Below are 21440 nucleotides of genomic sequence, written 5' to 3'. Positions count from 1 at the left end.
TGGCCGAGATTTCCGCGGCCTCGCAGGAACAGAGCGCCGGCATCGAGCAGGTCAACCAGACCGTGGTGCAGATGGACGAGACCACCCAGCAGAACGCCGCGCTGGTGGAGGAAGCCACCGCCGCTGCACGGGCGATGGAGGAGCAGGCCGCGCAGCTGGCCGATGCCGTGGCGATCTTCCGCCTCGACAACCAAGTGGCCGCCGCAGTGAAGGCGGTGGCCGCACGGGTGGAACCAACGGTGACCGCCAACACGGCACGCGCGCATGCGCCGGCCGCGCCGGTCCGCCGCGCCCACACTCCCCCCGTCGTCGCCAGCGACTGGCAGGAATTCTGAGAACCCGCGGTGGCTGCGGCCACCGCCCACGCCGATGGACACGTCCCCCGTGCATAGTCCCAGCCCCATCGTCACCGGTCCGCGCGAGTTCGAGTTCGCCGACCGCGATTTCCGCCGTGTCTGCGACCTGATCTACCAGCGGGTGGGCATCGCCCTCGCGCCCGCCAAGCGCGACATGGTCTATGGCCGCCTGTCGCGTCGCCTGCGCACACTCGGCATGCGCAGCTTCCAGCAGTACCTCGACCATCTGGAACAGGAGGGCGGTGACGAATGGCAGGCGTTCACCAACGCCCTGACCACCAACCTCACCTCCTTTTTCCGTGAGCCCCACCATTTCGACAAGCTGCGCGAGGAACTGCGGCAGCGCTCCGGCCACGCCCCGCTGCTGCTGTGGTCCTGCGCCGCGTCCACCGGCGAGGAAGCCTACTCCATGGCGATCACCGCTTGCGAGGCGTTCGGCAGCCTGAAGCCGCCGGTCCGCATCATCGCCACCGATGTCGACACACAGGTCCTGGCCACCGCAGGCCGTGGCGTGTACGCCATCGACCGCGTCGCCAGCCTCGATCCGGAGCTCCGCCGACGGTATTTCCAGCGTGGCAGTGGCCCCAACGAGGGCCAGTGCCGGGTGCTGCCCGCACTGCGCGAACTGATCGAGTTCCGCCCGCTGAATCTTCTTGCCCCGCGCTACGACGTTGGCGGCCCGTTCGATGCGCTGTTCTGCCGCAACGTGATGATCTATTTCGACAAGCCGACCCAACGCGCCATCCTTGGCCGGCTGGTGCAGCATCTCACCGATGACGGGCTGCTCTACACCGGCCACTCGGAGAACTACCTGCACGCGGCCGATCTGATTCAGCCCTGTGGCCGCACCCTGTACCGCCGCGCGCAGGGGGCCGGGGCATGAACGCCTCGCTGCGCACCGACGAGGTGATGCGCTACCAGGACGCGCGCTTCCAGACCCTCGCCGCCAAGCTGTTGCCGACCCAGTACCTGGTGGTCGACGACACCACTGCGCTGACCACCACGCTGGGCTCCTGCGTGGCTGCCTGCCTGCGCGATCCGGTGCTGAAGATAGGCGGCATGAACCATTTCCTGCTGCCGGAAGGCAATGCCGGTGACGGCGCGCCTGCACGCTACGGCAGCTATGCGATGGAGCTTCTCATCAACGACATGCTCAAGCGCGGCGCGCACCGCAAGCGCCTGGAAGCCAAGGTGTTCGGCGGCGCCAACGTGCTCAAGGGTTTCACCAGCAATCCAGTAGGAACCCGCAACGCCGAGTTCGTGCGCCAGTACCTGCAGGCCGAGCACATTCCGATCATCGCCGAAGATCTGTGCGGCATCCATCCACGCAAGATCTGGTTCTTTGCCGATACCGGCCGCGTGGTCGTGCAGCGCCTGCCACATGCCCACGAAGCGGAAGTGGCCGCCACCGAATCGGCAGTGCGTGCCCGTCTGTCCAGGGCCCCGGTCACCGGTGGCGTGGAGCTGTTCGAATGACCCCGACCGGCAACGCCCCCTGCCGGGTCCTGATCGTGGACGACTCCGCCGTCGTGCGGCAGATGCTGACCGAAATCCTCTCCAGCGATCCGGCCATCGACGTGGTCGGCACCGCCGCCGATCCGCTGCTGGCACGCGAGAAGATCAAGCGCCTCGCTCCGGACGTGATCACCCTGGACGTGGAGATGCCGCGCATGGACGGGCTGGCCTTCCTGGAAAACCTGATGCGCCTGCATCCCTTGCCGGTGGTGATGATCTCTTCGCTGACCGAGCGCGGGGCCGACACGACCCTGCAGGCGCTGGCACTGGGTGCCGTGGATTTCGTTTCCAAGCCGAAGCTCGATGTGGCGCGCGGACTGCAGGGCTATGCCGAAGAAATCATCGGCAAGGTGAAGATGGCCGCACGCTCGCGGGTGCGGCCGCTGCTGCGGGCTGCGGCACCGAAACTCACCCTGGATGCGGCACCGGCATCGCGCCCGGTGGCACCACAGTTCCGCACCACCGACCGCCTGATCGCGATCGGTTCGTCAGCCGGTGGCACCGAAGCCCTGCGCGTGGTGCTGGAAGGCCTGCCCGCCGATGCACCGGCGGTGGTGATGACCCAGCACCTGCCGGCCAGCTTCAGCAGCGCCTTCGCCGAACGCCTGGACCGGCATTCGGCCATGGCCGTGCGCGAGGCCAGCGACGGCGAAGCCGTGCTGCCCGGCCATGCCTATCTGCCGCCGGGCGGCAGGCACCTGCGGATCATCCGCGATGGTGCGCGCTGGCGTTGCCGCGTCGATGACGGCCCAGCCGTGAACCGGCACAAGCCTGCGGTCGATGTGCTGTTCCGTTCGGTGGCCCAGAGTGCCGGGGGCAATGCCATCGGCGCCATTCTCACCGGCATGGGCGATGACGGCGCGCGCGGCCTGCTGGAAATGCGCCAGGCAGGCGCTCCGACGCTGGTGCAGGATGAAGCCACCAGTGTGGTCTGGGGCATGCCCGGCGCCGCGTTCAAGCTCGGCGCGGCCGAGGAACAGGTGCCGCTGGAACGGATAGCCGAGCGCCTGCTCGCCCTCGCCCGCGGGCAGTAGCGACGAACGCACGCTCCGCACCACATGAACAATGTCCGCTGTCAAGTTCTTTGCGACGCTATGCAGCGGCGTGAAAGATATTTCAGGTCAAATGGTTAGGTCTGATTCTGACCACTGTTTGCCGTTGCCGATTTTCGAGCCAGGTGCTGCATAGGCGCTTCGCGCTGGCAAGCCCAGAAGTATTGCGGAGCGCCAAGTCACACCTGATCTGTCCGGAGGGGCGGGGCAAGCCCCAATGCACCTTAGCCTGGGCCGTCGCTCGCAGCCGCGAGCAGCGGCACCAGGATGTCGCTGATCGGCGTCGGAACGCCATGAACCCGGCCGAGACGCGCGATGATGCCATTGCGGATATCCCATTCCAGCGGCCGGCCTGCTTCCCGATCCGTGAGGATGGAGGTGCCCATGTCCGCAGGGGCCGACTGGAATTTGCCGAGGATCTCTTGCGGCACTTCCACACCGAGTTCAATGCCCTCTGCGTTTGCCACGGCCAGGCATTCGCGCAAATAGGCCAGCGCCAGCCCGGCGATGTCAGCGCGGACGAACATACCCGAGCGACGGTGCGTGAGTGCCATGAGGCCCGCCACTGCGTTTTGCAACAGCTTGCGCCAGGCCAGGGTACTGAAGTTTTCGGCCAAGTCCACGGCGCACCGCGTGCCTTGCAGTGCCTGGGCCACGACACGCGCGGCAGCCGTGTCTGGCAGAGTCAGGCGCGCCTCGCCGCGCAGGCGGACCGAGCCATCGGATTGCGCCTGCGCAGGAAACCACACGACAGCGGGAACGATGTGTCCGGGTGACGCTTGCGAGCGAACTTTGTCAACCTGTTCGATCCCGTTCTGCAAAACGCACACGACGGTTTGCTGCCCGACAAGCGCGGTCAGCCAGCCTGCCGCCGCCTCGATCTGCGTGGCCTTGACTGCCAGAAACACAAGATCAGCCGTGCGAGTGATCTGCTTTGGGCTCGTCCGAACCAGGCCGGGGACGGTCATGGAGCGGCCATCCTCCTGCAGCGTCAGGTGATCGCGGGGCGTCCGTCCACACAGCAAGGGCGTACGGCCAACCTCATGCAGCATCGCCGCGATCGTGGTGCCGATCGCACCGGGGCCCACAACTGCGACGGCCATGTTGATTTCAGTGTTCATGAAAGTGGATTCCCTAGACGGTTATCTCTTCTTGGTGGGGCGAAAGATCGCTTTCCAATGAGTGCTTCTTGGGCTATCCAGAAGAATATATGATTGCGTCAAGGTAAACCGTTAGAGAACCAGCCATGTCGCGTCCCGACCTCAATCTCCTGCTGGCGCTGGATGCACTGCTCGACGAGGGCAGCGTCATCGGTGCCGCGCGCCGCATGCATCTGAGCGCGCCAGCAATGAGCCGCACATTGAGCCGCATCCGGGAGGCGCTGGGCGATCCGGTGTTCGTCCAGGTCGGACGCAAGCTCATACCCACGCCTAGGGCGCTGGCATTGCGCGAGCAGGTGCGGCTGGCGGTCGAACAGGCCTCACAGGTGTTCGCCGCCAATGCCGAGATCGACCTGAAATCGCTGGATCGGCGTTTCAACATCCGCGCCACCGACGAGTTCGTGAGCATCCATCTGGGCCATCTCCTGGATGCGATGGCGCGGGAGATGCCGCGGGCGATGCTGCGCTTTTCGCCGGAGGAAGACGACGTGGACGAAGAGGCGCTGCGCAGCGGCCGCATCGACCTGTTCATCAGCGCCTCGCGCAAGCTGGGGCCTGAGATTCGCGTGCAGTCCCTTTTCACCACCACGTTCGTGGGCGTCGCGCGCATCAACCATCCCGTCTTCGACGAAGAAATCACACCCGAGCGCCTCACGCGCTGGGAGCACATCAATGTGTCGCGGCGCGGCAAAGCCGCCGGGCCGGTCGATGCCGCGCTGGAGGCGCAGGGGCTGCGCCGACACGTCGCCCTGGTGCTGCCCAATCCGTACACGGCGCTGTTCGCATTGCAGGATTCGGATCTGCTGTTGCCGTTGCCCCGGCATCTGGCCAGTACTGCGCTGTCCGCAGGCCTGCGCATTCGCGTGTTCGACTTGCCGACACCGCTGGAAACGGTGCTGTTGACCCAGGCCTGGCACCCGCGCCTGGACGGCGACCCGGCCCATCAATGGCTGCGGCAGACCATCCATACGCTCTGCAACGAGAGCCAGGCGCAAGCGGCCAAGCGCGCCAAGCCATAACAGCTCGCGCAAATGCATGCGTATCGCGCAATCATGCGAGTGCAATAAATTCACTTTTCGTAATGATCGACCCTGCCTACAGTGATGCGTATTGATCACTTGAGAAGGGTTGCATCGTGCATTTGGCGAAAGTGCCTGACGCGAATTCAGGCGTCTCCTTACGCCTCTCCCGGTTGCGGGAGCGGTTGGCGCGTGGCCTGCCTTATCTCGACCTGAGCACCCCACGCGCGACCTATGTGATGCGGTCGATCCTGGCCGCCTGCTTGGCCTTGGTGGCGGCCTATCTACTGGAACTGCACGCGCCCTATGCGGCGGCGTCCAGCGTGCTGCTGGTCATCAACCCCGTCCAGGGCGGCGTGATCGGCAAGGGCGTGTGGCGGGTGCTGGGCACATTGGTCGGCATGTTGGCGGCCTTCGTGCTGATGAGCGTCTTTGGCCAAATGCCCTGGCTGTTCCTGCTCGGTTTCGGCCTGTGGCTGGGGATGTGCGTGGTGGGCATGACCCTGCTGCGTCATTTCCGGGCCTATGGTGCCACGCTGGCAGGCTATACCGTGGGCCTGGCGGCCTACGGCGCCATGCAGCATCCCGAACGCACCTTCGACCAAGTAATGGGACGCGGGGCATCCGTGATGGTCGGCGTGGTCTGCCTGGCGCTGGTCTCGGCCCTTTTCAGCAGCCGCAGCGTGCACAGCCGCCTGGCCTCGCTGCTCGACCGCCTTGCGGCCGCCACGGCGGGCATGCTTGCGACGCATCACCAAGCCATTCAAGGAAGCGGCGGACTCGATACAAAGCCGCTCGATGCCGGACGGCGCGCCCTCATCACCGAGGTCTACGGCGTGGATGATCTGCTGGCGCTGGGCAAGGCCGAATCCGCCGACCTGGCCCATCGTGCCGGCACGGTGCGGCACACCATGGTCTCGCTGTTTTCCGCGTTGGTGGGCGGTGCGCCGCCCCTGCACGGACACAGCGCCAGTCTCGCCGTACTGAGCGGGTTGCAACCGGACTGGGAAAAGGTATGGCGGGAGGTGGGCCAGTCGCTGGGGCAGGAATCCGGCCCGGCCAAAAGAGCACATGCCATCCAGCTTCTGACCGATCTGCGCACCCGGCTGGTGGACACGCTCACGGTCACCTCGCTCGACGACGCCTCCGAGCAAGCCACGCTGATGATCGCGGGCGACCGCTTGATCGAGCAGCTCGACGATTACCTGCAAGCGCTCGAAGGCATCGAACGGTTCCACCACCCCAGGCCGACGCCGGCTCGCGTGTCCGTGCCGTTCCACCGCGATACCTCCGCAGCCCTTCAGAACGGCGTGCGCGCCCTGTTGACCGTGCTGATGGGCGGTGCCTTCTGGATCGCCACCGGCTGGACGGAAGGCAACATGATGCTGGCGGGGTTGGCGGCGGCCTGCGCGCTGCTGTCCACCGCGCCCAATCCCGCGCTGGGTGCGGTCGAATTCATCAAGGGCACGGTGACCGCCGTGGTGATGGCTTTCCTGTGCACCTTCATCGTGCTGCCGCATGTCTCGGGCTTGCCGCTGCTGCTGGTGACCTTGAGCCTGTTCTGGCTGCCCGGCGTGTTTGCCACCACGATACCACGCTATGCCTTGGCCGGCGTGGCTTATCTGGTGGCGTTCACGACACTGGCGGCGGCGGATAACCCGATGCATTACGACTTTGCGCTGTTCCTCAACGGGGCCGTGGCCTGGATCCTGGCGACGTGTTTCACGCTGCTCGGCTTCAGGATCGTGCTGCCCCGCAACGGGGCGCGTGACCTAACACGCTTGCGCCAGCGAATCCGGGACTCGGCGCTTGACACCTTGCGGGCAGAGCCGACGGATGCGCCGGCTTGGCAATGGCGTCAGCAGCACCGCATCACGCAACTCGGCGCCTTGCTCAAAGCGCAGCCGCAGGCGATGGATCGTGCCATTGCCCAGGCACTGACCAGTCTGCATCTGGGCCGAGAGGTGCTACGCCTTCGCCGCTGGCTGCGCCACGCCTCTCCAGACGCCGAATGGCCGCGTGTGGTGGAGCGCTCGCTGCGCTACATGCGTCAACGGGCCGGTGATCCCGTGAGCGCCGCTCGTCATGCCCGCCGTGCGGCGACGTCGCTGGCGCGTTTGCCGGTGCGATCCAACGCTGCGATGGATGAAATGAGGCGCGTGACGGCCGTGTTGTTCGACATCGCCGCGCTGCTGGAGCGTCATGCGAACGGCGTTCCATACCACTCTGGAGGCCACGCCCATGCTCAGTGAGTTCTCGTTCGCCGGCATCTACCTGCCGCCGTTCTTTGCCTACGCCTGCTTGGCGCTGCCGATCTATCTGGGCCTTCGCTTCGTGTTAGCACGCAGCGGCGTGCTGCGCTGGATCTGGCATCCGGGCCTGTTCGAGTTCGCGATTTCCCTTTGCCTTGTTTCCCTGTTGGTGCTTTATGTCTGAACGCTCAATTTCCGCCCAGCACTTGCTGCGGGCAGGACTCACCCTCGTGGTGGTGGTTGCCGCCGGCTTTCTGGTCAGTGCGCTGTGGCGCGCCTACGTCGTCGCCCCCTGGACCCGCGATGGCCGTGTCAGCGCGCAGATCGTGCGCATCGCCCCCGAGGTGTCAGGCACCGTCGCCGAGGTCTCGGTCGCGGACGACCAGTACGTCAAACGCGGCGAGGTGCTCTATCGCATCGACAATGCCAGCTTCGCGCTGGCACTGGCCCAGGCCGAGGTGCAGCTGGCGGCGGCCGAGGTGTCCTTGCGCCAGAAGAGTGAGGAGGCGCGGCGCCGCCGGGGTATGGAAAGCTTGGTGCCCGCTGAGGACATCCAGCGAGCGAATCAGGCCGTGGCCATCGCCCAGGCCGAACTGCGCGGCGCGCGGGTCACCGTGGACAGGGCGAAGCTGGATCTGGCGCGCACCGAACTGCGTGCGCCAACAGATGGCTACGTCACGCGCCTACGCTTGAACAAGGGCGACTACGCCGTGGCGGGCCAGCCGAACCTGGCCCTGATCGACGCCCATAGCTTTTGGATTACCGGCTATTTCGAGGAGACCAAACTGCGCGGCATCAAGCCCGGCGCAGCAGCGCAAATCCGCCTGATGGGCTTCGACCAAGTGTTACCAGGACGGGTGGCCAGCATCGGGCGCGGCATCACCGATAGCAACCAGCAGGCCGACGCACAGGGCCTGCCGAGCGTGGAGCCCAGCTTCAGTTGGGTCCGGCTGGCGCAGCGCATTCCCGTGCGCGTCGAGTTCGATCATGTTCCGGACGAGGTCGTGCTGGCCGCCGGCATGACCGGCAGCATCGAGGTCACGCCTTCGGCAGGCACGCCGGTGCCGCAGAGCCGCCTGATTTCGCTGCTACACCGCTGGATGTGAGGACAAAGCCATGCATGCACCCGTCCCCTGCACACCGCCGCGCCTTCGGCAGGCAATGCTGGCCTCACTGCTGGCCGTCCTGGCCGGCTGCACCACCGTGGGCCCGGACTACCGCACGCCGACACTGGATGTGCCCGCGCACTGGATCGAGGCCAACGCCGCCATGTCCGATGGCGACCACGATGGCCTGCGCACCTGGTGGCGCGCCTTCCAGGACCCGTTGCTCGACCGCCTGGTCGATCAGACACTGACATATAACCAGGACCTAGATATTGCCTTGGCACGCCTGCGCCAGGCACGCGCCGAACGCGTGCAGATCGCATCAGCCGCCATGCCCGACGTCTCGGTCGGCGCCGCCGGCGAGGCGGTGCGCAGTAGCAAGGCACTCAGCGCGCAGCCCGGCGGGCGGGCACGAACCTGGCACCTGGGATTCGATGCCAGTTGGGAACTGGACTTGTTCGGCGGCACGCGCCGCGCGGTCGAAGCCGCTGACGCCGGCATCCAGGCGCTCGCCGAAGACCATCGCGCGCTGCAAGTGAGTCTCGTGGCCGAATTGGTATCCGACTACGCCGGGCTGCGCGCCGCGCAACTGCGTCTGGCCATTGCGCAAGACAATATCCGTACGCTGGCCGAAGCCGAACGCCTGGCCGAACAGGCACACCGCGGCGGCTTGGGCACGCTGGCCGACGTCACTCAGGCCCGCGCTGAGCGCGAAACGGCCGAGGCGCAACCGCTTCTACTGGAAGCGGACATCTCCCGTTTCAGCCATGCCATCGGCGTGCTTGCGGGCGGCTTTCCCGGGGATTGGCATGCCGACCTCGCCACGTCCGCACCGGCATTGCCCATGCCGGCCGACTTGCCGCTGTCACTGCCTTCGGAAGTTATTCGCCAACGCCCCGACCTGCGTGCGGACGAACGACGCCTGGCCGCCGCCACCGCGCGGATCGGCGTAGCCGAGGCCGCACGCTTTCCCACATTCCGCATTCCTCTGGGAATAGGCACGACAGCCAGCGTCATCCATGATCTGTTCTCCGGCGCCAGCCTGGCGTGGTCGGCGGCGATACAGGGAAGCCAGCCGCTTTACGACGCAGGCCGCACCAAAGCCGGCGTTACAGCGGCGCAGGCCAACGCCGACGCCGTACGGCGTGTCTACGAACGGGACGTGCGATCGGCGCTGCGCGATGTCGAAGATGCCTTGACGACATGGACCAGCGAACGCCAGCGGCAAGCCGCATTACAGAAAGCAGTGGTCGACAGCCAACAAGCTTTGGAGCAGACCACCCAACTCTACGCGCGGGGATTGAGCGCCTACTTGCCGGTGCTGGTGGCGCAGCGCAGCCTGAACCAGGCACGCGATGCGCTCGCCCTCAGCCAACTGGCGCAGTTGCAAGGCGGCATTGCCTTGTACAAGGCGCTGGGCGCGGGAGGGACTAACAGGGCATTGCTCTCTCATCCCGACCAAGGCCCCGCCGCACGAACAGCGGCAACGCAATGACGCTCTGAGGCAGGAGTTATTGAATGGAGCTACGTCATCTTCGCTGCTTCCTGGCTGTGGCCGAGGAGCTCCATTTCGCCCGTGCAGCCCGAGAGGCTGCACATCGAGCAATCGCCGCTTTCTAGGGCCATCAAGGATCTGGAAGAAGAATTGGGCGTGCGATGGTTCATCCGTAACTCCCGCAGCACGCACTTGTCGCATGCCGGACAGGTTTTCAAGGAGCATGTGCCGCGCATCTTCACCGCCTCGCAGCAAGCCCGTGAAGGGGCCAAGGCGGTCGCTGCCGGTTATGGCGGCCAACTGCGCATTGCCCTGTCCGACGGCATCACGCCGCCGCGCCTGAGCGCCTTTCTGGCGAAGTGCCGGGACGATGATCCCGAAGTCGGGATTAATCTGGCCGAGATTCCGCTATCGCAGCAGAGCGAAGGGCTGCGAGCAGACCTTTACGATGCAGGATTCGCGCAGTTGGACGACGTGGGGGACGGCCTGCTGGCAAAACCGGCAGGCTTCCTCGCTCATGGGCTTGGACGTGCCGCCGGTCTTACTGTCAGGCCACACCACGCGCCGGTTCTCCAGATCCACCCGATCCCATTGGAGCGTGACGATTTCGGAAAGGCGTCCAGCGAACTCGAATTGCAGGCGAATCGCCAGTGGAATGACGTGGTTCTCCAGCTCCTCGGCTTCGATCTTGTTGAGATGGCGGAACAGCTTTCCCACGTCCTGGTCGCTGATGAGGTGGGTAGCCTTGCCGTTGGGGAACATCGGAACGTGGCGGCAAGGGTTGGTGCCGTCGGGACCATAGCCCCACACCTCGGCCAGATTGAACATGCGGCGCATGACGCTGAATGTCCGGTTCGCGTCGGCGGGCTTGTGGGCCATCTTCTTCATCATCGCCGCCACGTCCGGGCGCTTCACGTCCTGAACCTTCATGCGGCCCAGCATCGGGATGATGTTGCGGTCGATGACGCTCTGGTAGCCTTCCTGCGTGCTGGGCTTGTTGCGCTGCTTGGAGTAGTCCTCCATGAACTTGCCGCACAACACCTTGACCGTGGGAGCCTTACGCGCTGTGGCCTTGTCTGCAGCCGGGTCGCCGCCCCGGCGCACCTGGGCCAGCCATTCCTGCGCCAGCGAGCGTGCCTGTTCGACCGTCAATTCCCCATACTGGCCCAAGGCGGGCTTGCGGCGCTCGCCCGCGTTGGTGCGGTACTGGAGCATGAATACCTTGCGGCCCGCTGGGGTAATCTTGCACAAGAAGCCGGGTACCAGCGTATCCCGCAGTTCGACAGCCTTCGCTTGGGGGTGTGCCGCATCGACTGCGGACTTGGTGAGCTTGAGTTTTGCCATGATGACTCCTCGGAACAACCCGATTCCCGGGAGCCTCATAGGAGCCTGCGGCGGAGAAGTCGGGTCAGGTTTCGGAAAGCACCGGCATATGTTGAATGCGCCTGACTTATTGATAGACCTGCTGTATCGGGTCTAGGCGCGTACCAATCAAATTCGGCACTGGAGTCATGGTGAAATGAAAAAACCCCCGGCTTTCGCCGGGGGTTTTCGTTTCAACGCATCAGGCGGCGACCGTATTGGCCACGTCCTGGTACTCCTCGATCTGGTCGAAGTTCATGTAGCGGTAGATCTCGCTGCCGCTGGCGGCGATCACGCCGACGTCGGCCATGTACTCTTCCTTGGTCGGGATGCGGCCCAGACGCGAGCAGATCGCGGCCAGCTCGGCCGAACCCAGGTACACGTTGGTGTTGCGGCCCAGACGGTTCGGGAAGTTGCGGGTCGAGGTCGACATCGCGGTGGAGCCTTCGCGGATCTGGGCCTGGTTGCCCATGCACAGCGAGCAGCCCGGCATTTCCATGCGCGCGCCGGTCGCACCGAAGGTCCCGTACACGCCTTCCTTGGTCAGCTCCGAAGCATCCATCTTGGTCGGCGGGGCCACCCACAGACGGGTCGGCAGGTCGCGCTTGCCTTCCAGCAGCTTGGCGGCCGCACGGAAGTGGCCGATGTTGGTCATGCACGAACCGATGAACACTTCGTCGATCTTGGCGCCGGCCACTTCGGACAGGGTCTTCACGTCGTCCGGATCGTTCGGGCAGGCCACGATCGGCTCGTGGATGTCGGCCAGGTCGATCTCGATGACGGCAGCGTACTCGGCGTCCGCGTCCGGCTCCAGCAGCTGCGGGTTGGCCAGCCAGGCTTCCATCTTCTCGATGCGACGCTGCAGCGAACGCGGATCCTGGTAACCCTCGGCAATCATCCACTTCAGCAGGGTGATGTTGCTGGTCAGGTACTCGATGATCGGTTCCTTGTTCAGGCGCACCGAGCAACCGGCGGCCGAACGCTCGGCCGAGGCGTCGGAGAGCTCGAATGCCTGCTCGACCTTCAGCTCCGGCAGGCCTTCGATTTCCAGGATGCGGCCGGAGAAGATGTTCTTCTTGCCAGCCTTGGCAACCGTCAGCAGGCCCGACTTGATCGCGTACAGCGGAATCGCGTTGACCAGGTCACGCAGGGTCACGCCCGGCTGCATCTGGCCCTTGAAGCGCACCAGCACCGATTCCGGCATGTCCAGCGGCATCACGCCGGTGGCGGCGGCGAAGGCCACCAGGCCCGAGCCGGCCGGGAACGAAATGCCCACTGGGAAACGGGTGTGCGAGTCGCCGCCGGTGCCGACGGTGTCGGGCAGCAGCATGCGGTTGAGCCAGCTGTGGATCACGCCGTCGCCCGGACGCAGCGAGATGCCACCGCGGGTGGAGATGAACTCCGGCAGCGTGTGGTGGGTCTTCACGTCCACCGGCTTCGGGTACGCGGCGGTGTGGCAGAACGACTGCATGACCAGGTCGGCCGAGAAGCCCAGGCAGGCCAGGTCCTTCAGCTCGTCGCGGGTCATCGGGCCGGTGGTGTCCTGCGAGCCCACCGAGGTCATCTTCGGTTCGCAGTAGGTACCCGGGCGCATGCCCTGGCCTTCCGGCAGACCGCAGGCGCGGCCGACCATCTTCTGCGCCAGCGAGAAGCCCTTGCCGGTGTCGGCCGGCTGCACCGGCAGGCGGAACAGGGTGGTCGGGGCCAGGCCCAGCGCTTCGCGCGCCTTGCCGGTCAGGCCACGGCCAACGATCAGCGGAATGCGGCCGCCGGCACGCACTTCGTCGAACAGCACTTCGGACTTCACTTCGAACTCGGCGATCACTTCGCCGTTCTTCAGTGCCTTGCCGTCATACGGACGCAGCTCGACAACGTCGCCGTGCTCCATCTTCGAGACATCCAGCTCGATCGGCAGCGCGCCGGCATCTTCCATGGTGTTGTAGAAGATCGGGGCAATCTTGCCGCCCAGGCACACGCCACCGGCGCGCTTGTTGGGGATGTAGGGGATGTCGTCGCCGGTCCACCACAGCACGCTGTTGGTCGCCGACTTGCGCGAAGAGCCGGTGCCGACCACGTCGCCGACGTAGGCCACCAGGTGACCCTTGTCCTTCAGCGACAGGATCTGCTGGATCGGACCGCGCTTGCCGTCTTCTTCCGGAGTGAACGGCGCGTCATCGCGCTTGTTCTTCAGCATCGCCAGGGCGTGCATCGGAATGTCAGGACGGGTGGTGGCGTCCGGCGCCGGCGACAGGTCGTCGGTGTTGGTTTCGCCCGGCACCTTGAACACGGTGATGGTCAGGCTCTGCGGCACTTCCGGCTTGCTGGTGAACCACTCGGCGTCGGCCCAGCTCTGCAGCACGGCCTGGGCATTGGCATTGCCGGCCTTGGCCTTGTCCTGCACGTCGTGGAACGCATCGAACACCAGCAGGGTGTTCTTCAGGCCGTCGGCGGCGATGGTGCCGACGCTGGCGTCGTCCAGCAGCTGCACCAGCGGGGCCACGTTGTAACCGCCCAGCATGGTGCCCAGCAGCTCGGTGGCGCGCTCGCGGCTGATCAGCGGGTTCTGCTCGCTGCCCAGCGCGATCGCGGCCAGGTACGAGGCCTTGACCTTGGCGGCGTCGTCCACGCCGGCCGGCACACGGTGGGTCAGCAGGTCGAGCAGGAACTCGGCCTCGCCCGCCGGCGGGTTCTTCAACAGTTCAATGACGTCTGCCGTCTGCTGGGCGGTCAGCGGCAGCGGCGGGATGCCAAGCGCGGCGCGCTCGGCTACGTGGTGGCGATAGGCTTCCAACATGACAACTCCCGGGTAATGCGGTTATGGAACAGTGAAAGGAATGCAACGGGCTCAGGCGTGCGGCACGATCAGCTTCAGGCCCTTGAAGTAGTCGCGGTAAAACGTGTCGTTCCAGGTGATGAGTCCGTCGCACTGCAGCAGTGCATGGGCCCCCACCATGAAGTCGTCCAGGCTGCGGCGCTGGGTACCACGCTGGCGGTGGCGGCGATGCATCTCGCCGGCGCGCAATGCCGATTTGGCTTCCAGCGCGTTGAAGTGGACGCCCATCTCTTCCAGCGCTTCCAGCACCTCGGCCCCGCCGCGCAGGCTGGCGCAGACTTCGGCCAGGGTCGCCCCGCACACCACCACCTTGCCGCCGACCAGGCTCTGCCGCAGGCAGGCCTCGACGGCGTCGGCCTGCGGGCCATTGCTCAGCAGTTCGACCAGCACAGGGGAATCGACGGCGATCATCACGGCTTAGTCCTCGTCGCGCACCGCGCGTACGGCGGCGTCGGCGGAATCAAAGCCGTCCAGCGCGAACTTGCCGCGCGCCCGTGAAATCGCGTCGTCAACACTCTTGCGCAGAATGATGCGGCTGCCGTCCAGTTCGACCTTGAGCTGGGTGCCCTTGGTCAGGCCCAGGGCGTCACGCACAGCCTTGGGCAGGGTGATCTGACCGCGTTCGGCGACAGTGGCTTCCATGGGTAGGCCCTCTTCGGTATGTACGAATTATACATACTCAAGGCGTCATACCGCCAGCCGCCCCCCCTTACGCCAATGCCGGCACGTGGCCGGCATTGTCCGTTCAGCTTGATGCCTTCACTCAGAACGCAACCTGCAGCCGGGTATTGACCGTCGTGCCCTCGTCCTTGCCGCGCACCGCACCGGTGGGGTTGTCGGTCTGCCAGCGGATCACGTCGAGCATCACCCGGCTGTAGTCGTTGAGATACCAGTTGGCACCCACCGTCCACGCATGTCCGGTGCCGCCGGTCGGCAGTTCCGAGTAGTCCACGTCTTCGTAGCGCGCACGCAGCTCCCATGCGCCCCGCCCGCCACGGGTGACCGGATCGGCCACCTTGACCCGGCCCCAGGTGCCGGTCTTGCCCGAGTACGCCGGGCTGGCCCCGCCAAGGAACCAGCCGGCGGAAACCGCCCAGGCCTGGTGATCGAGGTCGTAACGGCCACTGGCATCGGCGCCGCGCAGGTTGCGCGTGCCCCACTCGCCCGTGGCCCAGCCCTGGCCAAAGAAGCCCGCCGCTTCCACACCGTAGGCGGTGCTGCGATCGGTGCCGACCAGCGTGCCCGGTGTGATCTTGACCAGGTCGTTGAAGTGGCCGGCAATGGCGGAGCTGCGCAGCACGCCCGAGGAGCCTGCGGCGATCTCTTCGTGGAACGCCCACGCCCCCAGATGCACGGTCGCGGCCTTGCTGTCGATCGGGTTCCAGTGGACGCGGGTGGCCCAGGTCTGGCTGTCGTTGTTGTCGCCGGCATTGTTGAGGTCGTTGCCGGCCACCGACAGGCTGGCGTGCCAGCCCTTGCCGTACACGCGCTCGGTGAGGCCGACGCCGAACAGGCCCCGCTGCGGCAGCATCAGCGTGCCCACCACGTTGCGGTCCGGGAACGGCGTGTTGGAGGTGCTGCTGGAGCCATCGATGCCGCGGTCGTTGAGGCGGTTGCCCACGGTGAGGTCGGCAGGCAGGCCGAACAGCCTGTGGTCCACAGTGGCATACACCGACTTCCACGCCACCTCGTTGTCAGCGAAGTCGCCCTCAACCACCCAGCCGAGCGTGCCGTAGCGGCCCTCCGCGCCCAGGCGCACCGAACGGATCTCGGTACCGGAGATGTTGCGGTCGCTGCTGGACGAGCCGTCGGTGCTGGAGCCGTCCACGAACAGACGACCGCGCGGGCGGAAGATCACGTTGCCGTCAGCGCTGCTGAATTCCGGCGCGCCCTTCGACCACGACACCTTCGGCGCCTTGGACTGCTGGGTTTCCAGCGCCGCAACACGGGTTTCCAGGGCAGGCGCAGGAGGGGCAGCCGCCGCGTTGCCGGCGGTCGTACCGACGCCTTCCAGCGCATCCAGTCGCGACTGCAGTTGCTGGATCTGCTGCGCCTGCTGCTGCACCAGCGCGGCAAGTTCGGCCTGGCTCAGCGGGGCCGGCGGGGCCGTGGCGGACTGTGCTCCGGCATGGCCGCTGGCCAGCAGCAGGCCAAGGGCGACCGTCAGCGCTGCGCGCGGCAGCACGGGATGGCTATGCATGGTGTTCTCTCCAGCCAGCCGGCCCCCTGGCCTGGCGCTGGCCCGTTGCGATGATGCGGGGGAATTACGGAAGGGCGCGCCGCCGGATCATTCCAGCGGCGCGCCAGGAAGGCTCAGCTGGTGGCCTGGGCCTGGGCGTTTGGACGCCAGGTGATGAGCTTGTTCTCGACCACGTCGAGCAGTGCATCGATGACCAGCACGAAGGCGGCCAGGATGATGATGCCGGCGAACACGCCCACGGCATTGAAGTTGCCTTCTGCCTGCGCGATCAGGTAACCCAGGCCCGCCGAGGCACCCAGATATTCGCCGATGATCGCGCCGACCACGGCAAAGCCCACCGAGGTGCGCAGCGAGGACAGGATCCAGCTCGCCGCCGCCGGGAAGTACACGTGACGCAGCAGGTCACTGCGGCTGGCACCGAGAATGCGGGCATTGGCCAGCACCACCGGGTTCACTTCGCGCACGCCCTGCATGGCATTGAAGAACGTGGTGAAGAACACCAGCGTCACCGCCAGTGCCACCTTCGACCACAGCCCCAGGCCCAGCCACAGCACGAAGATCGGCGCCAGCACCACGCGCGGGATGGCATTGAAGCCCTTGATGAAGGGATCGAGGATGCGCGCCGAGCGCCGGCTCAGGCCCAGCCACACACCGCCTGCAACGCCCAGCCCGGTACCGATGAGGTAGCCCAGCGCGGTTTCGGTCAGGGTGATGTACACGTGCTGGTAGAACGAGGTATCCGACAACCAGTTCCACGCCTGCTGGGCGATGGCCGTGGGCGCGGGGAAGAAGAACGGGTCGATCCAGCCCAGCGCGATGCCGCCCTCCCAGCCACCGAACACGGCGATGACCAGTGCGATCTGGATGAAACGGTCAGTCCTGGCGTGCATAGCTCTTCTCCACTTCGCCGCGCAGGCAGGCCCAGATGTCGCGGTACAGGTCGGTAAAACGTTCGTCGAGCTTGATCTCGGCAACGTTGCGGGGGCGTTCCAGGTCCACATCGAAGCTGCGCACCACGCGGCTTGACGGACCCGAGGACAGCACCACCACGCGGTCGCCCAGCGCGATGGCCTCTTCCAGGTCGTGGGTGATCAGGATCACCGAGCGACGGTCTTCCTGCCACAGGCGCAGCAGTTCGTTCTGCATCAGATGGCGGGTGTGGATGTCCAATGCCGAGAACGGCTCGTCCATCAGGATCACCTTGGGCTCCACGATCAGTGCCTGTGCCATCTGCACGCGCTTGCGCTGGCCGCCGGAGAGCTGGTGCGGATAGCGGTGCTCGAAGCCGGTCAGGCCGACCTTGGCCAACCAGGTGGTGACCTTCTGCCGGCGCTCGGCTTCATCGACGCCGCGGAACTTCAGGCCCAGTTCCACGTTCTGGAAGGCGGTCTTCCACGGCAGCAGCGCGTCCTGCTGGAACAGGTAGCCGACGGACGCCTGCACGCCATTGACGGCGCGTCCGTCGATGCTCACGTCACCGGCGCTGGGCTTGAGCAGGCCCGCCACGGAATTGAGGATGGTGCTCTTGCCGCACCCGGTGGGACCGACGATGGCGAGGAACTCGCCATCACCGACCTGGATATCGACGTCGCGCACGGCGGTGAAGTCACCGAAGGACATGGTCACCTTGTTGATGGCGACCATGGTCTGTGCGGGCTCCAGCTGCGGTGCGCCATTGAACTGGCGCACGGTGGCATTGAGGGCCATGGGTTATCTCCGCTTACGGTTGGGTTGCCTGCGTCGCGGCGCTGGCGCGCTCGACGAAGGCATTGGTGTAGGTCCGGGACAGGTCGATGTCCGCGTTGGCCACGTCCTTGTTGAACTCGCGCAGCACCTTCAACGGCGTTTCCAGGTCCGCGGGCGTGAAGTGGCCATCGGTGGTGAAGATGGCGCGGGCGTTCTCCACGGCGCGCGCGTAGGTGGCGCGGTCGCCGGAGACGTAGCTGTCCGGCAGCGCAGCGACGATGTCCTCGGCACTGTTGTCGGCGATGAACTTCAATGCCATCTGCTCGGCGCGGGCGATCTTCTCGGCTGCTTCGGGACGTGCTTCCAGGAAGCTGCGGTTGGCGTACATCACCGAGGTGGGATAGAGACCGCCGTACACCTGGCGTGCCCCCTCGTCGCTGCGCGCATCAATGATGATCCTGCCGACCTTGCGCTCGGTGATCAGGGTCGCGGCCGGATCGTAGTTGACCAGCAGGTCGATCTTGCCCTGCTCGAGCGCCGCCACCGCCGCCGCACCAGAACCCACGCCGATCAGCGAGATGCTGTCCACCGGGATGTCGTGCTGGGCCAGGAAGTGGCGCACGAAGAAGTCCGATGACGAACCCGGGGCGGTAATGCCGATCTTCTGGCCCTTGATGGTCTGCGGGCGCGCCGGATCGAAGCTGGCATCCTCGCGGCCGGCCATCACCAGGCCCGAGTTGCGCGACAGCAGCACGAAGCCGACCACGTCCTTGTGCTTGGCCTGCATCTGGATGGTGTGGTCGTAGAAGCCGACCGCCACGTCGGTCGAATTGGCGACCAGGGCCTGCAGCACCTTGGAGCCGCCCTGCGCGAAGTTCTCGGTCTTCACCTGCAGGCCGACGTCCTTGAAGTAGCCCTTGGCGTCGGCGATGAAGAACGGCAGGTTGTTGAGGTTGTAGGAACCGACGCTGATCCGCACCGGCGCATTGTCGCCGCCGGGCGCCGAGGCCCCGCTGGCATCGTGTTTGCCGCAACCGGACACGGCCAGGCTCGCCGCGCACAGCGCGGCCATGAAGAACTGCTTGTACATCATCCCTCCCAGGAGTGAAGCATCTGCGTTGTAGTGGCCTGGCCACGCGCATCTGCGCGGCCCCGACCGGTTTCAGGTCATGCCGCTGAGGTCCATTGGCGGGCTTCGGTGGAATGGGTTTCGGCAGTGGCGGGCGAAGTCGCGAACACGCGCCCTTCGAACAGGCGGCGCGCGGTACGGACCACGCTGGCAACGACCGGCGCATCGTCCGAGCTGCGGCTCAGGCCCACTTCCAGCAGGCCGCTCGGATGTTCGAGGGTAATGCTGCCCGGCATCGGCAGGCATCCGACGAAAGTGTTGGCCAGGGTGCCGGGCGTGACTGCGGCGGTGGCCAGACCGACCGCGCCGGTGATGGCAAGCGCGGTGTGGCATTGGTGGGGCATGAAGTAGCGCACCTGCAGGTCGCCGCCCTGCTGCGGTGCGGAAAGCAGCACTGGCTTGGGAATCACCTTGCTGCCCGCGTCTGCGATGCCCATGCGCGTACCCGCCTCGATGCGCATCGCTTCCAACCGCGCCAGCAGCGCATGATCCGCGTTCAGTTCCGCCGGCGAGGCGTCACCGCGGACACCCATATCGGCCGCGCGCACCATCATCATCGGCATCGCGCAATCCACCAGGCTGACGGCGATGCCGTCGATCATATCCTGCGGCCGCCCACTGGGCAGCAGCCGGCCGGTACGTGCACCGGCCGCATCGAGGAAGGCCAGGCGGACCGGCGCGGCAGCGCCAGGCGCGCCCGCGATACGCGTGTCGCCCCGATAGGCCACCTGGCCGTTCGGGGTTTCCACCGTGGCCACGATCAGCTTGCCGGTGTTGACGTTGTGGATGCGCACTTCGGTGCGCGGGTGGCGCGCAGGAACCAGTCCGCGTTCGATCGCGAAGGGACCGACCGCCGCCAGCATGTTGCCGCAGTTGGGGGTGGTATCCACCACCCGCTGCTCGACCCGGACCTGCGCGAACAGATAGTCGACATCGGCATCGGCGCGGCTGGCGGGGCTGACGATCGCCACCTTGCTGGTCAGCGCATTGCCACCGCCGATGCCATCGATCTGCAGCGGATGGCCCGAGCCCATCACCTCCAGCAGCAGCTGGTCACGCAGGCCGGCGTCGGCCGGCAGGTCCGAGGCCAGGAAGAACGGCCCCTTGGACGTGCCGCCACGCATGAGGACGCAGGGGATACTGAGCAGATCGTTCGACATACGTGTGCTAGATTGATGCGTATAGGGGATGAATGACCCCTCTGTGATTCGATACTGGCATGAGCCAGATTGATCTGTGAATTGCTGATTTTTGGATGATTGATACCGTATGAGCATCAATTGCGAAATCCTTGATCTGCGCGCGTTCCTGCTCGTCGCCGAGACGCGCAGCTTCCATCGCGCCGCTGAAACCCTGCACGTCTCGCAGCCCGCGCTCAGCCGCCGGATCCAGAAGCTGGAGCAGGCCGTCGGCTCACCGCTGCTCGAACGCACCACCCGCAGCGTCAGCACCACCGCGGTCGGCGAGAACCTGCTGCCGCTGGTACGGCGCATGCTGGAGGAATTCGATGGTTCGCTGTTCTCGCTGCGCGGGCACGACGACACGCGCGGCGCCACGGTCACCATCGCCTGCCTGCCCACCGCGGCGTTCTACTTCCTGCCCAGTGTCATGGCACGCTTCCACGACGCGCATCCGCACGTCCGCTTCCGCATCCTCGACATTCCCGCCACCGAGGGGTTGCAGGCAGTGGAACGCGGCGAAGTGGAGTTCGGCATCAATTTCATGGGTGCCAACGATCCCAACCTGGATTTCGATGTACTGGCCGAGGACCCGTTCGTGCTGGCCTGCCGCCGCGATCATCCGCTGGCCCGCAAGCGCCGCGTGGAATGGGCCGATCTTGCCCAGCACCAGCTGATCACCGTGCATCGCACCAGTGGCAACCGGACCCTGCTCGATGGCGCCCTCGCCCGTGAGAACCTGAAGCTGAGCTGGCATTACGAAGTGACCCACCTGTCCACCTCCCTGGGCATGGTCGAGGCCGGGATCGGCGTGTCGGTGCTGCCGAAGATGGCTACCCCGGACGGCGACCATCCCATCCTGGTGACCCGGCCGATCGGCAATCCGGTGGTCTCGCGCACCATCGGCATCGTGCGCCGCCGTGGTGCCCTGCTCTCGCCCACGGCCGAACGCTTCCTGCAGATGCTGATGAGCCAGTGGCGGGGCAAGCCGTGACATCGGCACTACATACAGCCATGTAACCTTGCGTCCTGCGCCGAGGACGTTCCCGGCCGCGCCGGCTCCGCCATACTGGCGGGGATCCGGTGGCGGAGAGCCC

The 21440-nt window shown here is 66.0% G+C and carries 18 protein-coding genes and 3 pseudogenes; 11 read left to right on the top strand and 10 right to left on the bottom strand.

Annotated features, from left to right (window positions below; all coding sequences use genetic code 11):
* From IMX13_RS17915 to IMX13_RS17900, 4 genes and pseudogenes are all read left to right on the top strand, one after another.
* Positions 1-335: pseudogene (locus IMX13_RS17915) on the top strand (chemotaxis protein); the annotation flags it as partial.
* Positions 336-369: 34 nt separating this feature from the next.
* A complete protein-coding gene (locus IMX13_RS17910) occupies positions 370-1239 on the top strand; it encodes a CheR family methyltransferase (RefSeq protein ID WP_193396864.1) in 870 nt (289 codons plus the stop codon).
* The gene (cheD, locus tag IMX13_RS17905) at positions 1236-1832 is read left to right on the top strand and encodes a chemoreceptor glutamine deamidase CheD (protein WP_053519995.1); all 597 of its coding nucleotides are present in this window, start codon (positions 1236-1238) and stop codon (positions 1830-1832) included. Before IMX13_RS17910 ends, cheD begins: the two co-directional genes overlap by 4 nt.
* Entirely contained in the window at positions 1829-2905 is a 1077-nt protein-coding gene (locus IMX13_RS17900; RefSeq protein ID WP_180876045.1) for a chemotaxis response regulator protein-glutamate methylesterase, read from the top strand. Before cheD ends, IMX13_RS17900 begins: the two co-directional genes overlap by 4 nt.
* A gap of 242 nt (positions 2906-3147) precedes the next feature.
* On the opposite strand, the gene IMX13_RS17895 is transcribed toward IMX13_RS17900, so the two are convergent.
* Positions 3148-4044, bottom strand: coding sequence for an oxidoreductase (locus tag IMX13_RS17895; protein WP_193396863.1), 897 nt, complete (start codon positions 4042-4044; stop codon positions 3148-3150).
* 125 nt (positions 4045-4169) lie between these two features.
* On the opposite strand from IMX13_RS17895, the gene IMX13_RS17890 reads away from it, so the two are divergent.
* From IMX13_RS17890 to IMX13_RS17865, 6 genes and pseudogenes are all read left to right on the top strand, one after another.
* Positions 4170-5102, top strand: a complete 933-nt coding sequence (locus tag IMX13_RS17890) for a LysR family transcriptional regulator (protein ID WP_193396862.1) — start codon at positions 4170-4172, stop codon at positions 5100-5102.
* 116 nt (positions 5103-5218) lie between these two features.
* On the top strand, positions 5219-7354 hold the full coding sequence (locus IMX13_RS17885; RefSeq protein ID WP_319637202.1) for an FUSC family protein: 2136 nt from the start codon (positions 5219-5221) through the stop codon (positions 7352-7354).
* A complete protein-coding gene (locus IMX13_RS17880; protein WP_193396861.1) occupies positions 7344-7538 on the top strand; it encodes a DUF1656 domain-containing protein in 195 nt (64 codons plus the stop codon). Before IMX13_RS17885 ends, IMX13_RS17880 begins: the two co-directional genes overlap by 11 nt.
* Positions 7539-7584: 46 nt before the next feature.
* Positions 7585-8460 carry an HlyD family secretion protein gene (locus tag IMX13_RS17875; RefSeq protein ID WP_319637201.1) on the top strand — a complete coding sequence of 292 codons (876 nt, stop codon included), beginning with the start codon at positions 7585-7587 and terminating at the stop codon, positions 8458-8460.
* Between the two features lie 10 nt (positions 8461-8470).
* Positions 8471-9955 (top strand): efflux transporter outer membrane subunit, encoded by a 1485-nt coding sequence (locus IMX13_RS17870; RefSeq protein WP_193396859.1) that lies wholly within the window; start codon positions 8471-8473, stop codon positions 9953-9955.
* Positions 9956-9978: 23 nt separating this feature from the next.
* Positions 9979-10456, top strand: a pseudogene (locus IMX13_RS17865) (LysR family transcriptional regulator); the annotation flags it as partial.
* A gap of 3 nt (positions 10457-10459) precedes the next feature.
* Here the strand turns inward: IMX13_RS17865 and IMX13_RS17860 are convergent.
* The 9 genes and pseudogenes from IMX13_RS17860 to IMX13_RS17820 form a co-directional block, all read right to left on the bottom strand.
* Positions 10460-11299, bottom strand: a pseudogene (locus tag IMX13_RS17860) (integrase arm-type DNA-binding domain-containing protein); the annotation flags it as partial.
* Positions 11300-11519: 220 nt separating this feature from the next.
* Entirely contained in the window at positions 11520-14111 is a 2592-nt protein-coding gene (acnB, locus tag IMX13_RS17855; protein WP_193396858.1) for a bifunctional aconitate hydratase 2/2-methylisocitrate dehydratase, read from the bottom strand.
* Between the two features lie 51 nt (positions 14112-14162).
* A complete protein-coding gene (locus tag IMX13_RS17850; RefSeq protein ID WP_053519993.1) occupies positions 14163-14561 on the bottom strand; it encodes a type II toxin-antitoxin system VapC family toxin in 399 nt (132 codons plus the stop codon).
* 6 nt (positions 14562-14567) lie between these two features.
* Complete coding sequence (locus IMX13_RS17845) at positions 14568-14792, bottom strand: AbrB/MazE/SpoVT family DNA-binding domain-containing protein (protein WP_053519992.1); 225 nt, start codon at positions 14790-14792, stop codon at positions 14568-14570.
* Between the two features lie 121 nt (positions 14793-14913).
* The gene (locus IMX13_RS17840; protein WP_193396857.1) at positions 14914-16350 is read right to left on the bottom strand and encodes a porin; all 1437 of its coding nucleotides are present in this window, start codon (positions 16348-16350) and stop codon (positions 14914-14916) included.
* A 113-nt stretch (positions 16351-16463) separates the two neighbouring features.
* Positions 16464-17240: an ABC transporter permease gene (locus IMX13_RS17835; protein WP_053519990.1), complete on the bottom strand. Its 777-nt coding sequence runs from the start codon at positions 17238-17240 to the stop codon at positions 16464-16466.
* A complete protein-coding gene (locus IMX13_RS17830; protein ID WP_053519989.1) occupies positions 17224-18057 on the bottom strand; it encodes an ABC transporter ATP-binding protein in 834 nt (277 codons plus the stop codon). Before IMX13_RS17830 ends, IMX13_RS17835 begins: the two co-directional genes overlap by 17 nt.
* A gap of 13 nt (positions 18058-18070) precedes the next feature.
* Positions 18071-19126 carry an ABC transporter substrate-binding protein gene (locus IMX13_RS17825; RefSeq protein ID WP_193396856.1) on the bottom strand — a complete coding sequence of 352 codons (1056 nt, stop codon included), beginning with the start codon at positions 19124-19126 and terminating at the stop codon, positions 18071-18073.
* A 77-nt stretch (positions 19127-19203) separates the two neighbouring features.
* Complete coding sequence (locus tag IMX13_RS17820; protein ID WP_164152603.1) at positions 19204-20325, bottom strand: 4-oxalomesaconate tautomerase; 1122 nt, start codon at positions 20323-20325, stop codon at positions 19204-19206.
* Between the two features lie 109 nt (positions 20326-20434).
* Between IMX13_RS17820 and IMX13_RS17815 the strand changes: the two genes are divergently transcribed.
* On the top strand, positions 20435-21337 hold the full coding sequence (locus IMX13_RS17815; RefSeq protein WP_053519987.1) for a LysR family transcriptional regulator: 903 nt from the start codon (positions 20435-20437) through the stop codon (positions 21335-21337).
* The last annotated feature ends 103 nt before the right edge of the window (positions 21338-21440 follow it).

Origin of the sequence: Stenotrophomonas sp. B2 (assembly GCF_014947095.1) — a bacterium.
GTDB classification, from domain to species: domain Bacteria; phylum Pseudomonadota; class Gammaproteobacteria; order Xanthomonadales; family Xanthomonadaceae; genus Stenotrophomonas; species Stenotrophomonas maltophilia_P.
Note: the sequence above shows the minus strand (reverse complement) of the source record. Positions and strands in the feature narration are given on the sequence as shown.

Coding starts and splice junctions, on each gene's coding strand:
- IMX13_RS17895 (WP_193396863.1), bottom strand. CDS start 4,044: ATGAACACTGAAATCAACATGGCCGTCGCAGTTGTGGGCCCCGGTGCG.
- IMX13_RS17890 (WP_193396862.1), top strand. CDS start 4,170: ATGTCGCGTCCCGACCTCAATCTCCTGCTGGCGCTGGATGCACTGCTC.
- acnB (WP_193396858.1), bottom strand. CDS start 14,111: ATGTTGGAAGCCTATCGCCACCACGTAGCCGAGCGCGCCGCGCTTGGC.
- IMX13_RS17850 (WP_053519993.1), bottom strand. CDS start 14,561: ATGATCGCCGTCGATTCCCCTGTGCTGGTCGAACTGCTGAGCAATGGC.
- cheD (WP_053519995.1), top strand. CDS start 1,236: ATGAACGCCTCGCTGCGCACCGACGAGGTGATGCGCTACCAGGACGCG.
- IMX13_RS17840 (WP_193396857.1), bottom strand. CDS start 16,350: ATGCATAGCCATCCCGTGCTGCCGCGCGCAGCGCTGACGGTCGCCCTT.
- IMX13_RS17845 (WP_053519992.1), bottom strand. CDS start 14,792: ATGGAAGCCACTGTCGCCGAACGCGGTCAGATCACCCTGCCCAAGGCT.
- IMX13_RS17835 (WP_053519990.1), bottom strand. CDS start 17,240: ATGCACGCCAGGACTGACCGTTTCATCCAGATCGCACTGGTCATCGCC.
- IMX13_RS17900 (WP_180876045.1), top strand. CDS start 1,829: ATGACCCCGACCGGCAACGCCCCCTGCCGGGTCCTGATCGTGGACGAC.
- IMX13_RS17820 (WP_164152603.1), bottom strand. CDS start 20,325: ATGTCGAACGATCTGCTCAGTATCCCCTGCGTCCTCATGCGTGGCGGC.
- IMX13_RS17910 (WP_193396864.1), top strand. CDS start 370: ATGGACACGTCCCCCGTGCATAGTCCCAGCCCCATCGTCACCGGTCCG.
- IMX13_RS17815 (WP_053519987.1), top strand. CDS start 20,435: ATGAGCATCAATTGCGAAATCCTTGATCTGCGCGCGTTCCTGCTCGTC.
- IMX13_RS17880 (WP_193396861.1), top strand. CDS start 7,344: ATGCTCAGTGAGTTCTCGTTCGCCGGCATCTACCTGCCGCCGTTCTTT.
- IMX13_RS17830 (WP_053519989.1), bottom strand. CDS start 18,057: ATGGCCCTCAATGCCACCGTGCGCCAGTTCAATGGCGCACCGCAGCTG.
- IMX13_RS17870 (WP_193396859.1), top strand. CDS start 8,471: ATGCATGCACCCGTCCCCTGCACACCGCCGCGCCTTCGGCAGGCAATG.
- IMX13_RS17825 (WP_193396856.1), bottom strand. CDS start 19,126: ATGTACAAGCAGTTCTTCATGGCCGCGCTGTGCGCGGCGAGCCTGGCC.